The 18,813-nt window shown below is 41.8% G+C and carries 19 protein-coding genes, 1 pseudogene and 1 other annotated feature (1 of these 21 running past the window's edge); of the genes and pseudogenes, 2 read left to right on the plus strand and 18 right to left on the minus strand.

Annotated features, from left to right (window positions below):
• Position 1: 1 nt before the first annotated feature.
• Genes ACN6NB_RS12105 through ACN6NB_RS12115 form a run of 3 tightly spaced genes read right to left on the minus strand, consistent with a single transcriptional unit; the run spans position 2 to position 2,324 of the window.
• The gene (locus ACN6NB_RS12105) at positions 2 to 925 is read right to left on the minus strand and encodes a PLP-dependent cysteine synthase family protein (RefSeq protein WP_144490360.1); all 924 of its coding nucleotides are present in this window, start codon (positions 923 to 925) and stop codon (positions 2 to 4) included.
• 46 nt (positions 926 to 971) lie between these two features.
• Complete coding sequence (mtnN, locus tag ACN6NB_RS12110; RefSeq protein WP_024423101.1) at positions 972 to 1,667, minus strand: 5'-methylthioadenosine/S-adenosylhomocysteine nucleosidase; 696 nt, start codon at positions 1,665 to 1,667, stop codon at positions 972 to 974.
• A 15-nt stretch (positions 1,668 to 1,682) separates the two neighbouring features.
• Complete coding sequence (locus ACN6NB_RS12115; protein WP_059374690.1) at positions 1,683 to 2,324, minus strand: class I SAM-dependent DNA methyltransferase; 642 nt, start codon at positions 2,322 to 2,324, stop codon at positions 1,683 to 1,685.
• Positions 2,325 to 2,510: 186 nt separating this feature from the next.
• Here ACN6NB_RS12115 and ACN6NB_RS12120 point away from each other — a divergent pair, with 186 nt between their 5' ends.
• Positions 2,511 to 2,714, plus strand: a complete 204-nt coding sequence (locus tag ACN6NB_RS12120; RefSeq protein WP_024423103.1) for a YrzA family protein — start codon at positions 2,511 to 2,513, stop codon at positions 2,712 to 2,714.
• A gap of 39 nt (positions 2,715 to 2,753) precedes the next feature.
• Here ACN6NB_RS12120 and ACN6NB_RS12125 read toward each other — a convergent pair whose 3' ends face one another.
• The 3 genes from ACN6NB_RS12125 to greA all read right to left on the minus strand — a co-directional run bounded on the left by ACN6NB_RS12125 (position 2,754) and on the right by greA (position 5,753).
• Positions 2,754 to 3,419 (minus strand): YrrS family protein, encoded by a 666-nt coding sequence (locus ACN6NB_RS12125; RefSeq protein WP_099663481.1) that lies wholly within the window; start codon positions 3,417 to 3,419, stop codon positions 2,754 to 2,756.
• Between the two features lie 67 nt (positions 3,420 to 3,486).
• On the minus strand, positions 3,487 to 5,229 hold the full coding sequence (locus tag ACN6NB_RS12130; RefSeq protein WP_144491373.1) for a peptidoglycan D,D-transpeptidase FtsI family protein: 1,743 nt from the start codon (positions 5,227 to 5,229) through the stop codon (positions 3,487 to 3,489).
• A gap of 50 nt (positions 5,230 to 5,279) precedes the next feature.
• A complete protein-coding gene (greA, locus tag ACN6NB_RS12135) occupies positions 5,280 to 5,753 on the minus strand; it encodes a transcription elongation factor GreA (protein WP_047202506.1) in 474 nt (157 codons plus the stop codon).
• Positions 5,754 to 6,377: 624 nt separating this feature from the next.
• Here greA and ACN6NB_RS12140 point away from each other — a divergent pair.
• Positions 6,378 to 6,725 carry an Ig-like domain-containing protein gene (locus tag ACN6NB_RS12140; RefSeq protein WP_059374687.1) on the plus strand — a complete coding sequence of 116 codons (348 nt, stop codon included), beginning with the start codon at positions 6,378 to 6,380 and terminating at the stop codon, positions 6,723 to 6,725.
• A gap of 52 nt (positions 6,726 to 6,777) precedes the next feature.
• Here ACN6NB_RS12140 and udk read toward each other — a convergent pair whose 3' ends face one another.
• The 12 genes and pseudogenes from udk to alaS all read right to left on the minus strand — a co-directional run bounded on the left by udk (position 6,778) and on the right by alaS (position 18,634).
• Complete coding sequence (gene udk, locus ACN6NB_RS12145; protein WP_024423106.1) at positions 6,778 to 7,410, minus strand: uridine kinase; 633 nt, start codon at positions 7,408 to 7,410, stop codon at positions 6,778 to 6,780.
• A 7-nt stretch (positions 7,411 to 7,417) separates the two neighbouring features.
• A complete protein-coding gene (locus ACN6NB_RS12150) occupies positions 7,418 to 8,686 on the minus strand; it encodes a peptidase U32 family protein (RefSeq protein ID WP_024423107.1) in 1,269 nt (422 codons plus the stop codon).
• Positions 8,687 to 8,706: 20 nt separating this feature from the next.
• Entirely contained in the window at positions 8,707 to 9,636 is a 930-nt protein-coding gene (locus ACN6NB_RS12155) for a peptidase U32 family protein (RefSeq protein ID WP_039180246.1), read from the minus strand.
• Entirely contained in the window at positions 9,633 to 10,298 is a 666-nt protein-coding gene (locus ACN6NB_RS12160; protein WP_039180249.1) for an O-methyltransferase, read from the minus strand. The genes ACN6NB_RS12155 and ACN6NB_RS12160 overlap by 4 nt, the downstream gene beginning before the upstream one ends.
• A gap of 211 nt (positions 10,299 to 10,509) precedes the next feature.
• Complete coding sequence (gene mltG / locus ACN6NB_RS12165; protein WP_366203888.1) at positions 10,510 to 11,592, minus strand: endolytic transglycosylase MltG; 1,083 nt, start codon at positions 11,590 to 11,592, stop codon at positions 10,510 to 10,512.
• 73 nt (positions 11,593 to 11,665) lie between these two features.
• Positions 11,666 to 12,754, minus strand: a complete 1,089-nt coding sequence (locus ACN6NB_RS12170) for an acetyl-CoA C-acyltransferase (protein ID WP_247544495.1) — start codon at positions 12,752 to 12,754, stop codon at positions 11,666 to 11,668.
• Positions 12,742 to 14,168: pseudogene (locus ACN6NB_RS12175) on the minus strand (acyl-CoA synthetase). Before ACN6NB_RS12175 ends, ACN6NB_RS12170 begins: the two are co-directional and overlap by 13 nt.
• Before the next feature lie 35 nt (positions 14,169 to 14,203).
• Entirely contained in the window at positions 14,204 to 14,770 is a 567-nt protein-coding gene (locus tag ACN6NB_RS12180; protein WP_106025814.1) for a biotin transporter BioY, read from the minus strand.
• Positions 14,771 to 14,924: 154 nt separating this feature from the next.
• Positions 14,925 to 15,206, minus strand: coding sequence for a DUF1292 domain-containing protein (locus tag ACN6NB_RS12185; RefSeq protein WP_024423112.1), 282 nt, complete (start codon positions 15,204 to 15,206; stop codon positions 14,925 to 14,927).
• A 15-nt stretch (positions 15,207 to 15,221) separates the two neighbouring features.
• The gene (gene ruvX, locus ACN6NB_RS12190; RefSeq protein WP_034279935.1) at positions 15,222 to 15,638 is read right to left on the minus strand and encodes a Holliday junction resolvase RuvX; all 417 of its coding nucleotides are present in this window, start codon (positions 15,636 to 15,638) and stop codon (positions 15,222 to 15,224) included.
• A 3-nt stretch (positions 15,639 to 15,641) separates the two neighbouring features.
• Positions 15,642 to 15,908 carry an IreB family regulatory phosphoprotein gene (locus tag ACN6NB_RS12195; RefSeq protein ID WP_008358522.1) on the minus strand — a complete coding sequence of 89 codons (267 nt, stop codon included), beginning with the start codon at positions 15,906 to 15,908 and terminating at the stop codon, positions 15,642 to 15,644.
• 89 nt (positions 15,909 to 15,997) lie between these two features.
• A complete protein-coding gene (gene alaS, locus ACN6NB_RS12200; protein ID WP_059374675.1) occupies positions 15,998 to 18,634 on the minus strand; it encodes an alanine--tRNA ligase in 2,637 nt (878 codons plus the stop codon).
• 80 nt (positions 18,635 to 18,714) lie between these two features.
• Positions 18,715 to 18,813, minus strand: a binding site (T-box leader); it runs 109 nt beyond the window's last position.

An 18,813-nucleotide genomic window follows, 5' to 3' on the forward strand; every position in this document is an offset into this window, starting at 1 on the left:
TCTATTTTCCTCCCTCATAAATTCCTTTACTTAAATATCGCTCACTGCTGTCAGGAAAAATGGTGACAATGACTGTCCCAGGTGCTGCTTTCTTTGCTTCCTCTAAAGCGGCAAATAAAGCGGCACCAGAAGAGCTGCCGATGAGAACACCTTCTTTTTCAGCTGCTTCTTTCACCATTCGAAACGCATCATCATCACTGACAGTGTAAATCTCATCGAATAAAGCCTGCTCCATATAATCTGGGATAAATTCAAGACCAATTCCTTCCGTTCTATGCGGGCCCGGATCCCCACCATTTAAAATTGACCCTTCAGGCTCCACAACAACCGTTTTTAACGACGGATGCTGCTCTTTTAAATAGGCGGCACAACCTTGAAAAGTCCCGCCAGATCCTGCTCCTGCGACGAATACATCGATATTCTCTTTTAAGTCGGACCATAATTCCGGACCGAGCGTTCTGTAGTAAGTCAATGGATTTACTTGGTTTTTAAATTGTAAAACACAATAGGCATTGTCAAGGCTTGCCTCTAGTTCAAGGGCTCGATCAATCGCACCCTTCATGCCTTCATTTCTTGGCGTATGAATAATCTCTGCACCGAGCGCCTTCATCACCTGTTGTTTTTCTTGACTAAAATGTTCTGGTACACAAAAAATGGTCTGCAATTGATGCTTTCTTGCACTTAGGGCAAGCCCAATTCCTGTGTTTCCAGCAGTTGCTTCAATAATCGTTCCGCCTGGACGCAGTTTGCCAGATGCTAATGCTTCTCTGATGAGCATATCACCTAAACGATCTTTAATACTTCCACCTGGATTCATCATCTCAAGCTTTGCATACACCTCAACGCCTTCTGGGACGCCAATCCCTGACAGCTTTAAAAGCGGTGTGCGGCCAATTAATTCGGTAATATCCTTTATGACAGCCATATAATTCCCTTCCTTTGCATGGAAAAGAAGGGGGAAACCCCTTCTTTTATTGTGTTTGCTTTATCATACGCAAGACAAGGTCGGTTGAGTGAATCGCTGCTTGCTCAAGGAATTGATCAAAGGAGATATTGGATTCTTTCCCTGCAATATCTGATAGCGCACGAACGACAACAAATGGCGTACCAAAGAGCTGACAGACCTGTGCAACAGCTGCAGCTTCCATTTCCACCGCATATAGCTCTGGAAACTTCTCTCTTACAAACGCTACACGATCCGGATCATTCATAAATGAATCTCCTGTTGCAATCGTTCCTTTTGCCACTTGAATATGATCGATCTCTAAAGCAGATTCCTCTGCAAGCTTCACAAGCTTTTCATCCGCAATGAAAGCAGCTGGAAGTCCCGGCACTTGTCCATATTCGTAATCAAAGATGGTCACATCTACATCATGATGTCTCACATCAGTAGAGATGACAATATCACCTACATTTAATGAGTGATGGAAACCGCCAGCAGATCCTGTATTGATCACATAATCTGGCTGAAAGCGGTCAAGCAGTAATGTTGTGCTGACCGCTGCATTTACTTTTCCAATCCCTGATTTTAATAAAATCACTTCTTTATCTTCATAAACACCTGTTGTAAATTCACACCCAGCGATGTTTTCTTGTGTAGCATTCTTTAGTTGATCTCTTAAAATCGTCACTTCTTCTTCCATTGCACCTATAACTGCGATTTTCAAAACAAAAACATCCTTTCATTCCCTTTTCTTCGCTTCTACGATCCAAACAAAATCATTCATTTGATGAAAGGATGTGCTAAAACCTTCTTCTTCAAAGATTTCCTTTAGCACATCAATGGATGGATAATATTCCGTTTCTAAATCTTCTGCAAGCTGATCGAACCCTGCAGCTCTCGCTTTGTCGATTTCAGCTTGATGTGCTGCTTGATTTTGAAACATTGTATCAGCAAAGACTATTTTACCATCTGAGTGAAGGATGTTGCTATAGGTGTGAATGGCTTGTTTTTTTTCTTCATCCGTTAAATGGTGGAATGCATATGAGCTGACGATCGTATCCGGCTCAAAAGGCGGCGCTGGAAATGATAAAAAATCCCCATCATGAAGTATATTTGGTATTCCTTTTTGAAGAGCTGCTTTCTTCATGGCATCTGATGGTTCAACACCAAACACGTTTTTATCAGCTGCAAGCAGGAGCGCTGTTAGATTCCCCGTACCGCTTCCAAACTCAAGAACATATTGGCCTGAACGGCGGGTAATTTCTTTTAAAATAGCCGGATACCGGCGAAACACTTCTTTATACTGCTCGTCATGACCACTCACCGTGTCGTCATAAGAGTCAGCCCAATGATCAAATAAAGAAAGAAATTCACGTCCCATTTTCTTTCCCTCCACTTTATCTTTTTATTCCTATGCGTATAGTATGTTTTATTCCGTCGAACAGTTCCTATCCTACCACAACTTCTGTTTCTTTCCTACTAAAAAATACTGGGAGAGGTAGAAAAATATTTGCCCTTCTGAGGGAGAGAGATTAAGATGAATGAAGAGTATAGAGAGGTGAATCAAATGGATTTTCAGCTGGATTTTTTAAAGGATAAAATTGAATTTTTTGAAGCAACATCTTTAAAAGAACTTGAACAAAAGATCCAAAAACAAATTGAACATAATCAGGCGATTCTGCTGACCGTTCATTCTGTCAGTCATCAAACGACTGTGATCGATGAGCGGATTTTGTATACAGCAGTTGTTCATTTTAAAGCGAATGTCTAAACAAAAAAAGATAGCAAATATGCTATCTTTTTTTCGTGTTTATCTTAATTTTTCAACCTTCACAGGTTTCCAGCCTTTTTCATCTACCCACGTAATTTCCACGCGGTAGCGTTCACCTGTTGATTTATCACGGATGGTTCCTTTTGCATCTTGAGGACCTCCGTTATTTCCTAACCAAAGAACGGTCATTTGATCTTCTGAAATTCCTGTCGCATAGGACATGGCTTTGATCATTTCTTTCCAGTCTGTTGAGCTCGAATCATAGGTTGCTGTATGTGAACCGGATTGCTCTGTTCCTACAGGCTCCCAGTCATCGTTTTCGTATGTTTTGTCGACGTCACTTGTTTTGCCGCCGTCTGTTTCTTTGGCGTCTTTTAACGCATCTTTATTAGGTTTTTCTTCATCATCTGTCTTCTTCGTATCGTCGTCTTGATCAGACGAATCATCTTTTTTTGCATCTGAATCATCGGATGTGTCTTTCTTTGGATCTTTCACATCTTCTTCTGAGTTTTGTTTATTTTCACTTGTTGCAGGTGCCGTTTTAGATGGCTCTTTCGCTACATCTGGATCTTTCGGCTTATTAAAAATTAACAAACTCGATGCGACAACCAAAATAAGCACCACAACGATACCAATTAATATGTTAAGCACCATATTTGCCTTTCTGCGCTTATCACGATGTTCAAATCGAGAATTTCTACTCAAAATCTCTGCACTCCTTTGCCTCTGTTCCCTAAGTCGTTTCTATTCTAACATGTCATGAAGGGATGTTCTATGTCTGTTTCTTTTCAATTTCATTGACCTTTTTTACAATATCATAAAACGCATCATTTGTCTTAGCCCGGCCACTTGTCTCGTCAAGGTGAACAACGACAAGGGCGTATTTTGGTTTTTCTACCGGAAAGTATCCAGCAAACCACTTATGATAAAGCGGATTCCCCTTTTTGTCTTGACCGCCGGTTTGGGCAGTACCTGATTTCCCCGCTACTTTGTATGGCAAATCTTGAAACCTTCTTCCGGTTCCCTTGTCAGAGGTCACCACCTGTCTTAAGAATTTTTGCAGCTTTTGAGCTGTATAGCGGTCTATACTGCCCCCTTCAGGCCGTTTGTTTTGAAAGGACAGCATCGTTGTTCCGTTTTGATACAGCACTTTTTCTGCGATTTTCACTTCTTTTCGTTCTCCTCCTCTTGCAATCGCAGCCATCATATTCGCGATTTGCAGAGGAGTCGTTTTAACATTTTTTTGTCCTATTGCGGTTTGTGCAATGGCTTTTTTGACATGCTTGTCTCTTTTATCTCCCCACACACTGCCTGTTTCTTCACGATCAAACTGTTTGAAGTGCTTCTTATGATAGACATCCCCTTCCCAGCCAGTTCGATCTAAGAGTCCAAGCTTTGCAGCCGTCTTTTCGATGATTTGATCATCTGTTTGAATGAGCCTTTCAGCAAGTGTCGCAAAGGTATAATTGCAGCTCTCTGAGAAACTGTCCGTCAGATTTAGCACTTCCTGTTTTCCTTCCGGCTCTCCATATAAATTCTTTCGACAGTCATACATGGTTTGTGGCTGGTCAAGGTTTTTTTCGATTGCTGCGGCAAGCACAGCCGTTTTAAAGACAGAGCCAGGTGCAATAGCTGTCAGCATGTAATTTCTTGCCTCATGCCGGTTTTTGCTTGTGACATTTGGGGTACTCGCCATCGCCAGCACACTGCTTTTTTCAATGTCGAGCAGAACGGCACCGCCTTTTTCAACGCCTTGTTCTTTGAGCACCTTTTCCATTTCAGCCTGCATGTCCTCATCTATTGTTGTCTGTACCTGAAGTGGATAAAAGGAATGAGCTTCTGCTGTATATTTGACGTCCATACCGAACAAAGGGTTTCCCCTTCCGTCCACATGATATAACAATTTTGTGTCTTGCTCGGGTAATAGAAATTCGTCAAAGGTGCTTTCCAGCCCAAATGTGCCGATTTCAGTACGAATGGAAAGCTCTTTTTTGTCAGGATAACGCTTTCTCAATAGTTCTGGATTCTCGCTTGTGAAACCTAATGTGTGGAGGGCAAGTCTTTTTTTGTCCTTCTCTTTCATATATACGCCGTACACACCTGAATATTTCATATCATTGATGTCTTTCAGCTTTTTTTTCGAAATGTCATCTTTTAAAATGAGCGGTTTTTTCGTTTCTGTTAACTGTTTTTTGAGTTCATTCTCTTCCATCTCAAGAATTGAGGCAGTTTGCTGCAAGCGCGGAAGATCATATTGCAGGAAAGGAAATAAGATAACCGCGGGCTGTTCTTTTGTAAGAAGTGCTTGGCCGTTTCGATCTAAAAACTCACCGCGTCCGTCTGAAATGACGACTTCTTCTGTTCGCTGTTTGACACTTTCTTGTATTAAATTGATATCAAGCTTTGAAAACGATTCTGTGAAGAACAGCTGAATTTCTGCCAGTCTCATCAGAAGACCGAGAAATAGCATAAAAATAATCGCACCTGTCCATTGAATTCTTCTTTTTTTGCGCATAAAAACACCTCGTCCCTATTGTGGACGAGGTGTTTACGTGATAAACGTGATTATGAAATTTTTACAATTTGGACGAACATTTCTCCGCCAGGTGTTTGAACGGTTACTTTGTCGTCTACTTGTTTACCTAAAAGGCTTTTTGCAATCGGTGAATCGTTTGAAATCTTGCCTTCAAACGGATCAGCTTCTGCACTTCCCACAATGGTGTAAGACTCTTCTTCGCCGTCTGGTAATTCAACGAATGTCACCGTTTTACCAAGTGAAACAACATTTGAATTTCCTTCATCTTCGATAATTTTGGCATTACGAATCATATTATCAAGCGTTGTAATACGGCCTTCTACAAACGCCTGCTCTTCTTTAGCAGAATCATATTCCGAGTTTTCAGAGAGGTCTCCAAAGCTTCTAGCGATTTTAATACGCTCTACAACCTCTTTACGTTTAACCGTTTTCAAATGTTCAAGCTCTTCTTCTAATTTACGCTTTCCTTCTTCTGTCATTGGAAATACTTTCTCTTGTGCCATGAATCATTCACTCCTTCTATTAATCCTCATCATACAAACTTTCTGCACGTGAGTGACGACTGAAATATACAAGAATGAGGACATGTTCAGGCCCTCATTCCTTCTGTCCCATATTCGTAAAAGTCCATCTTACATGGCGTCCCTTTTAGATGCAACTATTATGCCTTTTATTAGACAGGACCACTCCGCAGCGGTCTAAAATCGCACAAACTGTGGAAAGGCACAGGAAGCTCCTGTACCTCGTTCGGCCATTTCGATCATATGTAGAAGAATAGCTTATCCATTCTCCATCTTCCAATACATAATATGGTCAGTGTACGATATGTCTATGCTATATTATTACAAAATTGCGTTTTGATCAAGAATTGTTTGAAAATTTGTGATGATTTGTTTGTCGTTTTTTTAATATACTTTTTCAACTTCATTCTTTGGCTATATGGTAGTGATTTCTCCAACTCTTCTTTTCTTCATTGTTTTCTTATCATATCAAACCCTCAAGATTTTTTCCGATAATGCTGCTTTCATAAATGTTCACATATTATTAACAAATATTAACAAGGAAATATTTGGTTTTTGTTGAATTCTATCAATGCAAGACCAAATATATGCTAGGGAGTGTTTTAAATGAACATGAAGAAAACAATTGTTTCTGTTCTATCCATCTCTACCTTATCTTTTTCACTAATGGGCATGGCTTCAGCCAAAGAAACAGCGGATTTCACAGTCAATCACAGTTCTTCTGGATTTCAAACTTTAGATGTGATTTCGATTCAAGATTACAGTTTACCTTTAAGAGTTGGTGAGCGGTACTCGGTCTATGATTCTGCAGCTACACGTTATTGGACAGATAACCAGAGTGTAGCTTCTGTTAGCTCTAGTGGACTAGTGACCGCTCATTCAACTGGTAAAGCCACGATCACTCTTTATAAAGGATCGTCTATCTTAGGACAAGTTTTCGTGACTGTTTATTAATATGATGCTGAAAAGACCTTTACAATGTAAAGGTCTTTTTCTTCGCCACCATTTACTCTGCTCGGTTTTGAAGAATGGTTTGAATTTTTGTGACCATTAAGTCGATCGCCACATGGTTTTGACCGCCTTCTGGGATGATGATATCGGCGTATCGCTTTGTTGGTTCAATAAATTGATTATGCATCGGTCTGACAACAGATACATATTGTTCAATCACAGAATCGATCGACCGGCCTCTTTCCTTCGTATCGCGTAAAATGCGGCGAATGATGCGAAGGTCTGCATCTGTATCGACATACAGTTTAATATCCATTAAGTCTCTCAAACGTTCGTCTTCTAGTGCAAAAATGCCTTCAACGATGATGACATCCTTCGGCTCAACATGAACCGTTTCTTCTGAACGTGTGTTTAGTTTAAAATCATATATTGGTTTTTCAATGGATTCGTACCTTAGGAGCTGTTCCAAATGCTCAAACATCAGGTCATTGTCGAATGCAAGCGGATGATCATAGTTCGTGAGCAGGCGCTCTTCAAATGGCATATGACTTTGATTTTTGTAATATAAATCTTGCTGAAGCATGAGGATGGAATGTCCTTTAAATTTTTCATAGATTGAATTGGTGACGCTCGTTTTACCTGAACCCGAGCCGCCAGCAATACCAATGACAACTGGTTTACTCCTCATGTGGCTGTTATTTCCCCTTTCTCATCATGTTGCTAGGGTATACTTTTTGATCAAGCTTGAATTTGACGATTTGCAGCGGATGACGAGCGGCATCTAGTTCATTTCCTTTTTCATCCCAAATCGTCTCAATTTTGCATGTGAAATTCTCAATTTCTGGTCCGAAGAATTCGACTTCGTCGCCTTGCTTAAAGAAGTTACGCTGCTGCAATGTCACGATTTGTTCTTTTTCATCATAATGAAGAACAAGACCTGCGAAATCAAATGTCGTTTTCTTTCCATGGATGCCAAACATTTGTTCATCGGTTCCTGGTACGCCTTCAAAAAAGGCTGGTGCTGTGTCACGGTTTGCACATTTATCTAATTCATCTAACCATTCCTGCTGAATGACAAAATTGTCTGGATCAGCACAATACGCATCAATGACTTTACGATACACACTGACAACAGTGGCAACATAATGAATGGATTTCATCCGTCCTTCGATTTTTAAGCTGTCAATTCCCATTTCGATCATTTGAGGAATGGATTCAACAAGCTTCAAATCTTTTGGACTCATCGCAAATGGTGCATCTTCTTCACCAAATAATGGTGCTTCCTCAGAACCTTCTAGTTTATAAAGATCATAATCCCAGCGGCAGGACTGGCAGCAGCCTCCGCGGTTAGAATCTCTTGCCGTCATATGGTTACTGAGCACGCAGCGGCCAGAGTATGCGATACACATCGCACCGTGAATGAATGTTTCGATTTCAATATCGACTTTTTCCTTCATTTCTCTAATTTCTAGCGCACTTGTTTCACGTGCAAGCACCACACGCTCAAGCCCTTCTTCCTTCCAAAATTGAACAGCTTTCCAATTTGAAAGAGATTGCTGTGTGCTTAAGTGGACTTCAAGCTTCGGTGCAACACGTTTACATGTTTCGATGATCAGTGGATCAGCTACGATAATGCCTGCTACTCCAGCACCTTCAATCCCTTGAAGGTATTCCTCCAGCCCGTCCATGTTTTCATTGTGGGCGAAGATATTCGTTGTCACATAAATGCGTGCGCCATATTTGTTTGCAAATGCGACGCCTTCTGCCATTTCTTCAATTGAAAAGTTATCTGCATTAGAGCGAAGCCCAAATTCTTTCCCGCCAATAAAAACAGCGTCAGCTCCGTAATGTACAGCAATTTTCAGCTTTTCCAAGTTTCCTGCGGGTGCAAGCAGTTCTGGTTTTTTTGTAATGACACGTTTCCCATCAATCATTTCAGAAATACCATCTTTCAATAATGCCATTTCCTCTGCCTCCTCTTATATTAATAAACCGTTTCTTTAAAGAAGAATCCTGTATCAATCGAACGATTCACTGGCTGAATCTCTTCAATCCGCTTCACCCAGTCCTCTTTCTGATCTTCATACGCGTCTTTGTCAGTCGTTAGTAAATCAATTGCTTTTCTATAAAGTGATGTTACCTCTGTCATATAAGAAAGTGACTTTAAAATTCCGTCAATTTTAAATGAGTCAATGCCTGCGTCAACAAACTCTTCTAATTCGTCAATCATACACACATCATTTGGACTCATAATATGTGTCCCGTTGGCATCCTCGAAAATAGGGTATTTGTTTTGACGCTCTTGGTCATGCAGGAATAGCCCTTCCTCCATATGTCTGCCTACGACATCCATTTGTTTGCCTTGGTATTCAAAGTAGTTGCCGATGAGCGTACGTTTTGATTGAAACATACATGTCATGCCATGGACTTGGATTTCAATCTCCACTTCAGCATTTTCTTTGATGTCGATCACACTGTCCATATTCAGCTCTTTTGCAAGAACAGCACGCGATGCACCTTTTCTACCCCAGTAGTTACAAGTGTAATAGTTTGTCCCAGTCGTTTCTGTACTCCAGTGAAGATTCAGGTTCACTCCTGTTTCCTTTGCAGCCATGATCACGGCTGGGTCTCCAAAGACGACACCGTCCACGTTTAATGAATCGAGAAAAGTTAAATAATCTCCAAGCAGCTGGACGCGGTCATTATGAAAAATTGCATTCATCGCCACATACACTTTTTTGTGATGGGCATGTGCAAGCTCAACCGTTTGTTTCACATCTTCTCTTGAAAACTCACCCGCAAGACGAATACCGTATGTTTGTTCGCCTATTAAGAATGCATCAGCTCCTGCCTCAATTAATGGCATGACGTCTGACACGCTGCTTGGCGTTACAAGCAATTCTGGTTTCTTCATGATTGGTCACCTCTTTTTGTACTAATGGCGATCCCGTCTCCAACTGGAATAATGCACGTTTGGAAATCAGGGTTTGACATGAGCCATTGATTGTATCGATCAATTTTTCCAATTAATTGTTTTTTTCGTTTATCTTCAATTTCTTCTTCATAATTCGTTGCCACTAAGCCTTTGAATAATACATTGTCTGTAATAATCATTCCGTCATGAGCGAGCATCGGTTCAAACAATTCAAAAAAACGCTTGTACTGCCCTTTTGCAGCATCAATAAAAATCACATCATAGGGCGCCATCGTTTGGACCGTTTTAGCCGATTCCATCGCATCACCAAAAAACACGTGTATTCTTTCTTTTAACTTTAATTCCTCAATGTTCCGTGTCGCTTCTTCATAGCGCTTTGCATTTCGCTCAATCGTATAAATCTCAGCATCTGGCAGAGCTGTTGCCATTCGAATGGCGGAATAGCCAATCGCTGTCCCAACCTCAAGAATTTTCTTCGGCTTTTTCATCGAAAGAAGCTGCAGTAAAAGCTCGATGCTCACCTTTTCCATAATTGGCACATGATGCTCTTTTGCATATATCTCTAATTGAGCGATTGCATCAGGACTTGGGTGAATTAAATGTTCAATATAATCATTTATTCGATCATCTTCGATAGTCATTATCTGTCAAGCTCCTTCATGACCTGAAAAAGAAGAGTCCTGCCTATTGCAGCTCTCTTTCTCGTCAATCTTTCGTTCATCTAAGTAAAAACAACCCGATATATTTTACCACAAAGAAGTGGTAATTGCGAACCTATAAAATGGATATTCCAACGAAAAAAACTGCAGGCAATTTCGTATTGTCTACAGTCTTTTTCGATTCACTTGTACGTTAATTGCTGCCTGTGATGTATTTCGCTTTTGCTTTATTATGCTCATTTAACGTTTTCGTAAATACGACTTCTCCATTTTTCTTCGCAAGGAAGTAAACGTAATCCGTTTTCTCTGGATGCAGTGCTGCTTTCCAAGAGGATTCACCAGCATTTGCAATAGGTCCAGGCGGCAGCCCTTTGTTGTTATACGTGTTATAAGGAGATTTCACTTTTAGGTCTTTGTAATACACGCGGGATTTATGCTCACCAAGTGCATAAAGAACGGTTGGGTCAGTTTGAAGCGGCATGTCCTTTTTCAACCGGTTATAGAATACACTTGAGATTTTTGCCCGATCTGTCTTTTCTGTTGCTTCCATTTCAATGAGTGATGCCATCGTTAACACATCATGTATGGACATGTTTCTCTTTTTCATGTCTTTTTCATACGTTTTCACGTATTGATCTGTTTGTTTAATCATCGTTTCAATGATCGTTTCGAGTGATTCATCTTCACGATAAAATGGATACGTAGCAGGGAATAAGTAACCCTCTAACGGATGTTTCACCTGTTTCCCATTCACCTGTGATGTCACGGTTTTCGGATATTTTTTCATTAGTGTTTGAATAAAAGCAGGTTCATCCAGCTTTGCTTCAACTTCCTTCGCTGAAAAATTCGTCTGATTTGCAATAATGGCTGCAATATCAGATAGCTGTCTTCCCTCTGGAATCACAAGCTGAAAGGCGTAATCTGTTCCGCCAGATGTCAGCTTTTTGATCAGCGTGTCTGCGTCCATTGTTTGTTTCAAATGAAAATAACCCGCTTTAAAGCCGGACGCATTTTTGTATTTTGCATAATACGTGAAAATCGTGTCATTCGAAATGAGCCCATTTTCTTTTAAAATGCCCGCAATTTCGCGCACAGATGTCCCATTTGGAATATGAATATTAATCGTTTGTTTACTTTTTTGATCGACCGGTCCAAGTGCTGATTTAACATATAAAAAGCCTGATAATGCTGCAATGATGATGACAGCAAGGACAGATAACAGGACGATCCCCATTTTTCTTTTGAAGAATGGTCGTTTCTTTTGTTCTGAAAACATGCATGGCCCTCCTCACATCTAGCTTTTATAGTACATGATTCGACGGAGTTCGGCAATTCCTTGCTCATGCATGTCATGACAAAACTTGCCACAAAACGGCTAAACCAACACCGCCACCGCTTCCAATAGCAGCCATGACATAGCTTCCATTCGGTAAAGTGTGCGCTTCATAAAATAATCTCACCATCATAGCAGCTCCTGACGCGCTGTATGGATGCCCAAGGCATAGTGCACCGCCTCTTCTATTGATCCGGTCATATGGTATCCCCAGCGTGCGGGCAATAAGTGCTGCTTTCAGCGCAAATGCTTCATTGATTTCAAAAAGCGCCACTTCCTCTGCCTTGATGTTCTCTTGATGTAAAAGTTTCTTGATCGCATCAATCGGTGAAGCAGCTGGAAAATGAGGATGTATCGCTGTCACAGCACTTCCGGCATACCGCAGCATCGCCTTACATCCACTTGCTTCCGCTAACGATCTTTCCATCACAGCGACAGCAGCTGCTCCGTCTGCTTCCTTACAGCTATTGGCGGCAGTCACAGTTCCTTTCCCCGGCAAAAATACAGGTTTTGCCCGCTTGATCAGCTTTGTCATTGGTCTTATTTTAGCAGCTGCTTGATCTATACTCAGCCCGTCTACCGAAACGATTTCTTCTGCATATGTACCATGTTTAAATGCGGCTAAACTCCTTTCCCAGCTTAAAAGGGCATAGTCATCTTGTTCTTTTCTTGTAACAGAAAATGCCGACGCGGTCAGCTCTGCTGCTTCTCCCATATGTGGATCTCCTATCCACTCCGGTGAAAAGCGGGCTCTTTCTTTCATTGGTGATCTGGAAATGCTCTCAGTCCCGCCAGCGATATACATCGAGCCCTCCCCCGATTGAACCATGATGCAAGCTGTTCGGATCGCTTCAAGACCAGAGGCACATTGCCTGTCAATCGTCATACCGGGAACGTGTAAAGGAAGCCCTGCTTCTAATGAGGACAGACGGGCCATATTTCCACCGCCTCCGACGACATTGCCTAATATGACGTCATCCGGTGTCATGTCCTGAGACAAATGCCGAATAAGGGGAGCGGCTAATTGCTCTGGGCGATAATCTTTCAGCATCCCATTTTTGTCACCGAAGGGTGTTCGTTTTGCTTGTACGATCACCGCTTGCATGACAATTGCTCCTCCGCCCACCTTTTCATGCTCACGCGGGCAATTTTTCCGCCGGATGTTTCAATCATTTGATCTATCATAAGCCATTTTTTGGTACCTTGTAGGCCGCAAGCTTTTCTTTAACAGCTTGTCGAACCACCTTTATTTGCTGCACTTGCTCCAGTATGGCAACAGGGATTTCACCCCAATATGGGTCAGGAACGCCCACCACAATCGACCGCTTCACCTCTGGCTGTTCATTTAGCACACGCTCAATTTCCTCTGGGAAAATATTCAGACCTCCATAGACGATCATGCCATTCTCACGACCGCTCATATACAGATAACCGTCTTCATCCAGCCATCCCATATCGTAAACTGTCAGCCACTCCTGCGGCGGTTTCTCCTCATGTAAGTAACCTGAAAAAGTCATTGGGCTCTTTACATAAATCCTCCCTGTTTCATTTGGCTGACAGACAGATTGATCGGGCCGCCTTACTTCTACTTGAATGGAGGAGAAAGGCCGTCCAACAGAAGAAGGTTTTTGCAGAAAGTCATTTGAAGACAAATAAGAGACAAAACTTAACTCTGATGTGCCATAAAAATCAAAAAAAGTGATATGTGGATAGTTGGAGACGAGCTGTTCTTTTGACGAGATGCTCCAATCTGCTCCCGATGACATGACAAGAAGCGGATTGTCTTCTTTAAAAGCATCGATTTGCAGTAACGTTTCTGTCATTGTTGGGACAGTATACATCACGGTGATATCACCTGTCTCTAAGGCTTGCTTCGCTTTTCCCGGCACAAATTTTTCTAAAAGTGTCACTGTGCCGCCAAAGTATAATGTACTGATAGCACCATATAAAAAGTGAGAGGAGAAGAGTGTACCTAATATAAGAGCATGATCTTGATGAGTGATTCCAAATGAAGCAGCTGTCATTCGAAAGCTCTCGATCCATGATTGCTGACGTCTAATAAAGGCTTTCGGTGAGCCTGTTGAACCTGACGTAAATCCCATATAAAAGACAGGATCCTTCTCGGTATCGCAGTTGTTACAAGGATTGATGTCTGTGAGAAGGCTCATTCTTTCCTTCCATTCAGATAAAGAAAGAATCGGCATGTCCACGCTTCCCTGTTCAAATCTTTTCATCAATCGATCCTCTATAATGGCGAGATCCGCCTCACTTAACAAGAGCTTTTCTACACATTCTTGATGACTCCATCTCGGATCAAGCGGAACGGCTGTCCACCCTGCACAAGCAGCGCCCGCAAATATTTGAAGAAAAGAAGCACCATTTGATAATAAAAAAGCGATTCTTTTTTGCTGATGAGCCGTTCCTTGTAACCACTGTGCCGATCTCTGCACACGTTCATACCAATCTTCATATGTAATGCTTTCTTGCTCATCTATGATGGCAATCTGATCTCGTTTCATTTCTGCATGTACTGCATAGCTTTCCGTTATTCTGTTCAAACTGCACGCCTCCCTTTATGCAGATCCCTTTTTCGATATGACATGGCCTGTATGATTTTGACCGTAAAGAAAGCGCACATTCCCGCTTTGATGAGATCACCTGGAAGATAAATCAAACTAAGGAAAGCCGCCTGCGACACCTTAATATGCATCATCATGGCTTGAAAAGGAATACCGCTCATATACAAAATCACAATACTGCAAACCGCATAGATCACAAAAAGACGCAGTGCGGTTACTTTTTTCAGCCGGTTCACCCATAAGCTGATCATGAAGGCAGCAACAGGATAAGCAAGAAGAAAACCACCACTTGGACCAAAAAAGACCCCTATCCCGCCTCTCCCACCTGACAAAAGAGGTGCGCCTGCTGCCACAACCAAAAGAAAAAGACATAAACTGATCAGTGCTTGCTTTGGCTTTAACAGCCCCCCAGCAAGCAAAAGACCTGCGGTTTGCAATGTAATCGGTACAGGTGTAAATGTCAGTAAAATCGGCGGGATCAAGCCTAACATCCCGATAACCGCTGTCATTAACGCTATTTGCATCATATCTTGAATTCTCAATATTCATGCCCCTCACTCAATTTATTGTTAAAAATAGAGTAAAAGGTACAGTTCATTATGTCAACATGAAATAAATTTAAGTTAACATAATGATCGTAAAAAAAGACCTGTGAAGAAAGATCAAGAAGATCTGTTCACAGGCCTTTTATTCGTTCTATTCTTCGTCTTCTTGATCTAAGAACGTGTTTAACGTTTCTTCAATCATGTCCCACTCTTCATCCGTTTCAATCGGCTCTAGCTCGCCATCTTCACCGTCTTCGTTCGGTGTGAAGCTTGATGCATGAATTTCAATTTCCTCATTGTCTTGCTCAGAAATTGGGTAGTAAAGAACATAAGATTTGTTAAAATGGTCGCTTTCAAAAGTAAATAGTACTTCGCAAAGCTGTTCATTTCCATTATCATCAACGATTGTAATTTGCTTTTCTCCGTGTTCCATTTGATTCACCTCATTTTAATTTAAGCTGTCTAAATATCCTTGCAGGATCATAACAGCCGCCATTTTATCAATGACTTTTTTACGCTTTTGTCTGCTCACATCTGCAGAGATGAGCATTTTTTCCGCTGCCATTGTTGACAGACGCTCGTCCCAAAGCACAACAGGAACATTGTACGTGTTTTCTAGCACTTTCGCAAATGATTGGCTGGCTTCGCCTCTAGGACCGACCGTGCCGTTCATATTTTTTGGAAAGCCAAGTACAATTTTATCCGCTCCATATTCTGCAACAATCTCAGACAGGCGGCTGAGACCAAAGTCTCCGCCTGCTTCATCAATTTTAATTGTTTCAATCCCTTGCGCTGTCCATCCCATTTCATCACTGATCGCAACACCAAGGGTTTTCGTGCCTAAATCTAAGCCTAAAATTCTCATGTTTTACGCCTCTTTATGTGTCTCTAAGTACGATTTAACCAATTCCTCAATTAATTCGTCTCGTTCTAGTTTACGAATTAGGTTGCGTGCATCCTGATGTCTTGGAATATAAGCAGGGTCGCCTGACAGCAAGTATCCGACAATTTGATTGATCGGGTTGTATCCTTTTTCTTGGAGTGCGTCATGAACTGTAATGAGCACTTCATTCACATTGGTTTCAGCTGAATCATCAGAGAAGTTAAACTTCATTGTCTTATCAAATGAACTCACTGCTTCTTGCACCTCTCTTCCAACATTCTACTAGCAAGCTTTTTTCTAACCGCTCATCTAATACCATTATTCTACACTACATCGCCTGATTATAAAACGGATTTGACAGATTCTTCGACAGATGCCAGTGCTTCTTCAAGTTTTTCTGGTTGTTTTCCGCCTGCTTGTGCCATATCTGGACGTCCGCCTCCGCCTCCGCCGCAGATTTCAGCTGCCTGCTTCACAAGCTTCCCTGCATGCAGACCTTTTTCGATCACGTCTTTTGTCACTCCTGCTGAAATGTTTACTTTTCCGTTTTGAACGGCTCCCAGGACGATGACAGCTGATCCTAATTTAGCTTTCAAGTCATCAACCATTGTTCTTAAATGGTTCATGTCTTTAGCATTTACTTTTTCAGTTAATACTTTTACTCCGCCAATTTCAGTCACTTTCTCTAAAATAGAGCCTGCTTCTGCTTGGCTTAATTTCGCAAGAAGAGATTCGTTTTCTCTTTGAACCTCTTTTAAATCCGCCTGTAATGAAGCGATTCGTTTTGGAACGTCCTTCGTATTTGACTTCAGCTCATTTGCTGCCTGTTCTAAAATCGCCAGCTGGTCATTTAATTCTTCATAGGCACCTTGACCAGTCACAGCTTCAATACGGCGTGTTCCAGCACCAATACCCGACTCAGACGCAATTTTAAACAAACCGATTTCCGCAGTGTTTTGCACGTGACAGCCGCCGCATAGCTCGATGCTGTAATCGCCGACTTGGACTACGCGGACAATATCGCCATACTTTTCGCCAAACAGCGCCATTGCGCCCATTTCTTTTGCTTCAGCAATTGGCTTCAGGTCAATCGCAACCGAAATGCCTTCCCAAATCTTTTCGTTCACGATTTTTTCAATTTGAGACAATTCTTCTTTCGTCACTTGTCCAAAGTGAGAGAAATCAAAACGAAGTCTGTTTTCATTCACCAATGACCCTGCTTGGTTCACGTGGCTGCCTAATACATCTTTTAGCGCCTGATGCAGAAGGTGTGTCGCTGTATGGTTTTTCACAATACCTTTTCGAAGAGCTGATTCCACTTCTGCAGTGACTTCGAGACCTTTTTGAGCCGTACCGCTTACGACGACTCCTTCATGGACATGCTGACCGTTTGGCGCTTTTTTCACATCTTTGATCTCAATGATGGCTTCTGCACTTTTTAGTGTCCCTTTATCCGCTACTTGTCCGCCGCTTTCCGCATAGAATGGAGTTTCATCTAACAAGATTTGCACCGTGTCTCCTTCATGTGCTTCCGAGACAATTTCACCATTTTGAAGCAATTCAATGATACGGGCATCTGCTGTTAGATTTTCATAGCCAACGAAGGTGCTTTCTACTTTAATATCGCCTAGAGCGCCCCCTTGAACCTGCATACTGCCGACATCTTGTCTCGCATTTCTTGCTCGTTCACGCTGCTTCTCCATTTCCGCTTGGAAGCCTTCTCGATCAACTGTCATGTTCTCATCTTCTGCGTATTCTTCTGTTAGCTCGACAGGGAATCCATACGTATCATACAGCTTAAATACATCTTCACCTGAAATTTTTGAGCTGCCTTTGTCTCTTTCTTTTTTGATCACTTCTGACAAAATGGCTAACCCTTCGTTCAGTGTTTCGTGGAAACGTTCTTCTTCGTTTTTGATGACTTTCGCAATAAATTCTTCTTTTGCTTGTACATCTGGGTAGAAGTCTTTCATGATTTCAGCAACAACTGGCACTAAATCATACATAAACGGACGGTGGATATGGATCGTTTTTGCATAACGCACAGCACGGCGCAGCAAACGTCTTAATACATATCCGCGGCCTTCATTGGAAGGAAGCGCTCCGTCACTTACAGCAAAGGCAACTGTCCGGATGTGGTCAGCAATCACTTTGAATGCTGTATCCTTTTCCTTTGTTTCGCCATAGCTTTCTCCAGAGATCGTTTCGACTGCGCGAATAATTGGCATGAATAGGTCTGTATCGAAGTTCGTCGGCACATTTTGAATGACAGATACCATTCGTTCAAGACCCATACCTGTATCAATGTTTTTCTTCGGCAGTGGTGTGTATGATCCATCTGGATTATGGTTGAATTCAGAGAACACGAGATTCCATACTTCTAAATAACGCTCGTTTTCCCCGCCTGGATATAATTCTGGATCGTTCATGTCGTGACCGTATGATTCACCGCGGTCATAGAAAATTTCTGTATTCGGTCCGCTTGGGCCCTCGCCTATATCCCAGAAGTTGCCTTCCAGACGGATAATACGTTCTTCAGGCACACCAATTTTATCTCTCCAAAGGATATACGCTTCTTCGTCCTCTGGGTGGACTGTCACAGATAACAAATTCGGATCAAAGCCAATCCACTCGTCACTTGTGAGGAATTCCCACGCCCATTCAATGGCCTCTTCTTTAAAGTAGTCACCAATAGAGAAGTTGCCAAGCATTTCAAAGAACGTGTGATGGCGTGCTGTCTTCCCTACATTTTCAATATCATTCGTACGAATCGATTTTTGCGCGTTGCAAATACGCGGATTTTCAGGTACGACGCGACCATCAAAGTATTTCTTTAATGTTGCCACACCACTGTTGATCCATAAAAGTGTCGGATCGTCATGCGGTACAAGAGACGCACTCGGTTCTACAGCATGTCCTTTTTCTTTAAAGAAGTCTAAAAACATTTGACGTACTTGAGCTGAAGTTAAAGTTTTCATTCAAAAATCCTCCCTTATCATTCATCAATCTCCACACAAACGAAAAAACATCCCGCCCTATGCAAGCACAAAACGACTTACACAGGGACGAGATGTTCTCGCGGTACCACCCTGATTATAGACAAATTCGTCTATCACCTTCACATCCGATAACGCCGGAAGAGAGCGGCAGTGTTTAT

The sequence above is a fragment of the Bacillus sp. 11B20 genome, assembly GCF_056098985.1.

What these genes read in the sequence shown, in the direction of transcription:
- ACN6NB_RS12105 (WP_144490360.1), bottom strand. Translation starts at nt 925, where the DNA reads ATGGCTGTCATAAAGGATATTACCGAATTAATTGGCCGCACACCGCTT.
- ACN6NB_RS12115 (WP_059374690.1), bottom strand. Translation starts at nt 2,324, where the DNA reads ATGGGACGTGAATTTCTTTCTTTATTTGATCATTGGGCTGACTCTTAT.
- ACN6NB_RS12120 (WP_024423103.1), top strand. Translation starts at nt 2,511, where the DNA reads ATGGATTTTCAGCTGGATTTTTTAAAGGATAAAATTGAATTTTTTGAA.
- ACN6NB_RS12130 (WP_144491373.1), bottom strand. Translation starts at nt 5,229, where the DNA reads ATGCGCAAAAAAAGAAGAATTCAATGGACAGGTGCGATTATTTTTATG.
- greA (WP_047202506.1), bottom strand. Translation starts at nt 5,753, where the DNA reads ATGGCACAAGAGAAAGTATTTCCAATGACAGAAGAAGGAAAGCGTAAA.
- ACN6NB_RS12140 (WP_059374687.1), top strand. Translation starts at nt 6,378, where the DNA reads ATGAACATGAAGAAAACAATTGTTTCTGTTCTATCCATCTCTACCTTA.
- udk (WP_024423106.1), bottom strand. Translation starts at nt 7,410, where the DNA reads ATGAGGAGTAAACCAGTTGTCATTGGTATTGCTGGCGGCTCGGGTTCA.
- ACN6NB_RS12150 (WP_024423107.1), bottom strand. Translation starts at nt 8,686, where the DNA reads ATGGCATTATTGAAAGATGGTATTTCTGAAATGATTGATGGGAAACGT.
- ACN6NB_RS12155 (WP_039180246.1), bottom strand. Translation starts at nt 9,636, where the DNA reads ATGAAGAAACCAGAATTGCTTGTAACGCCAAGCAGCGTGTCAGACGTC.
- ACN6NB_RS12160 (WP_039180249.1), bottom strand. Translation starts at nt 10,298, where the DNA reads ATGACTATCGAAGATGATCGAATAAATGATTATATTGAACATTTAATT.
- mltG (WP_366203888.1), bottom strand. Translation starts at nt 11,592, where the DNA reads ATGTTTTCAGAACAAAAGAAACGACCATTCTTCAAAAGAAAAATGGGG.
- ACN6NB_RS12170 (WP_247544495.1), bottom strand. Translation starts at nt 12,754, where the DNA reads ATGCAAGCGGTGATCGTACAAGCAAAACGAACACCCTTCGGTGACAAA.
- ACN6NB_RS12185 (WP_024423112.1), bottom strand. Translation starts at nt 15,206, where the DNA reads ATGGAACACGGAGAAAAGCAAATTACAATCGTTGATGATAATGGAAAT.
- ruvX (WP_034279935.1), bottom strand. Translation starts at nt 15,638, where the DNA reads ATGAGAATTTTAGGCTTAGATTTAGGCACGAAAACCCTTGGTGTTGCG.
- alaS (WP_059374675.1), bottom strand. Translation starts at nt 18,634, where the DNA reads ATGAAAACTTTAACTTCAGCTCAAGTACGTCAAATGTTTTTAGACTTC.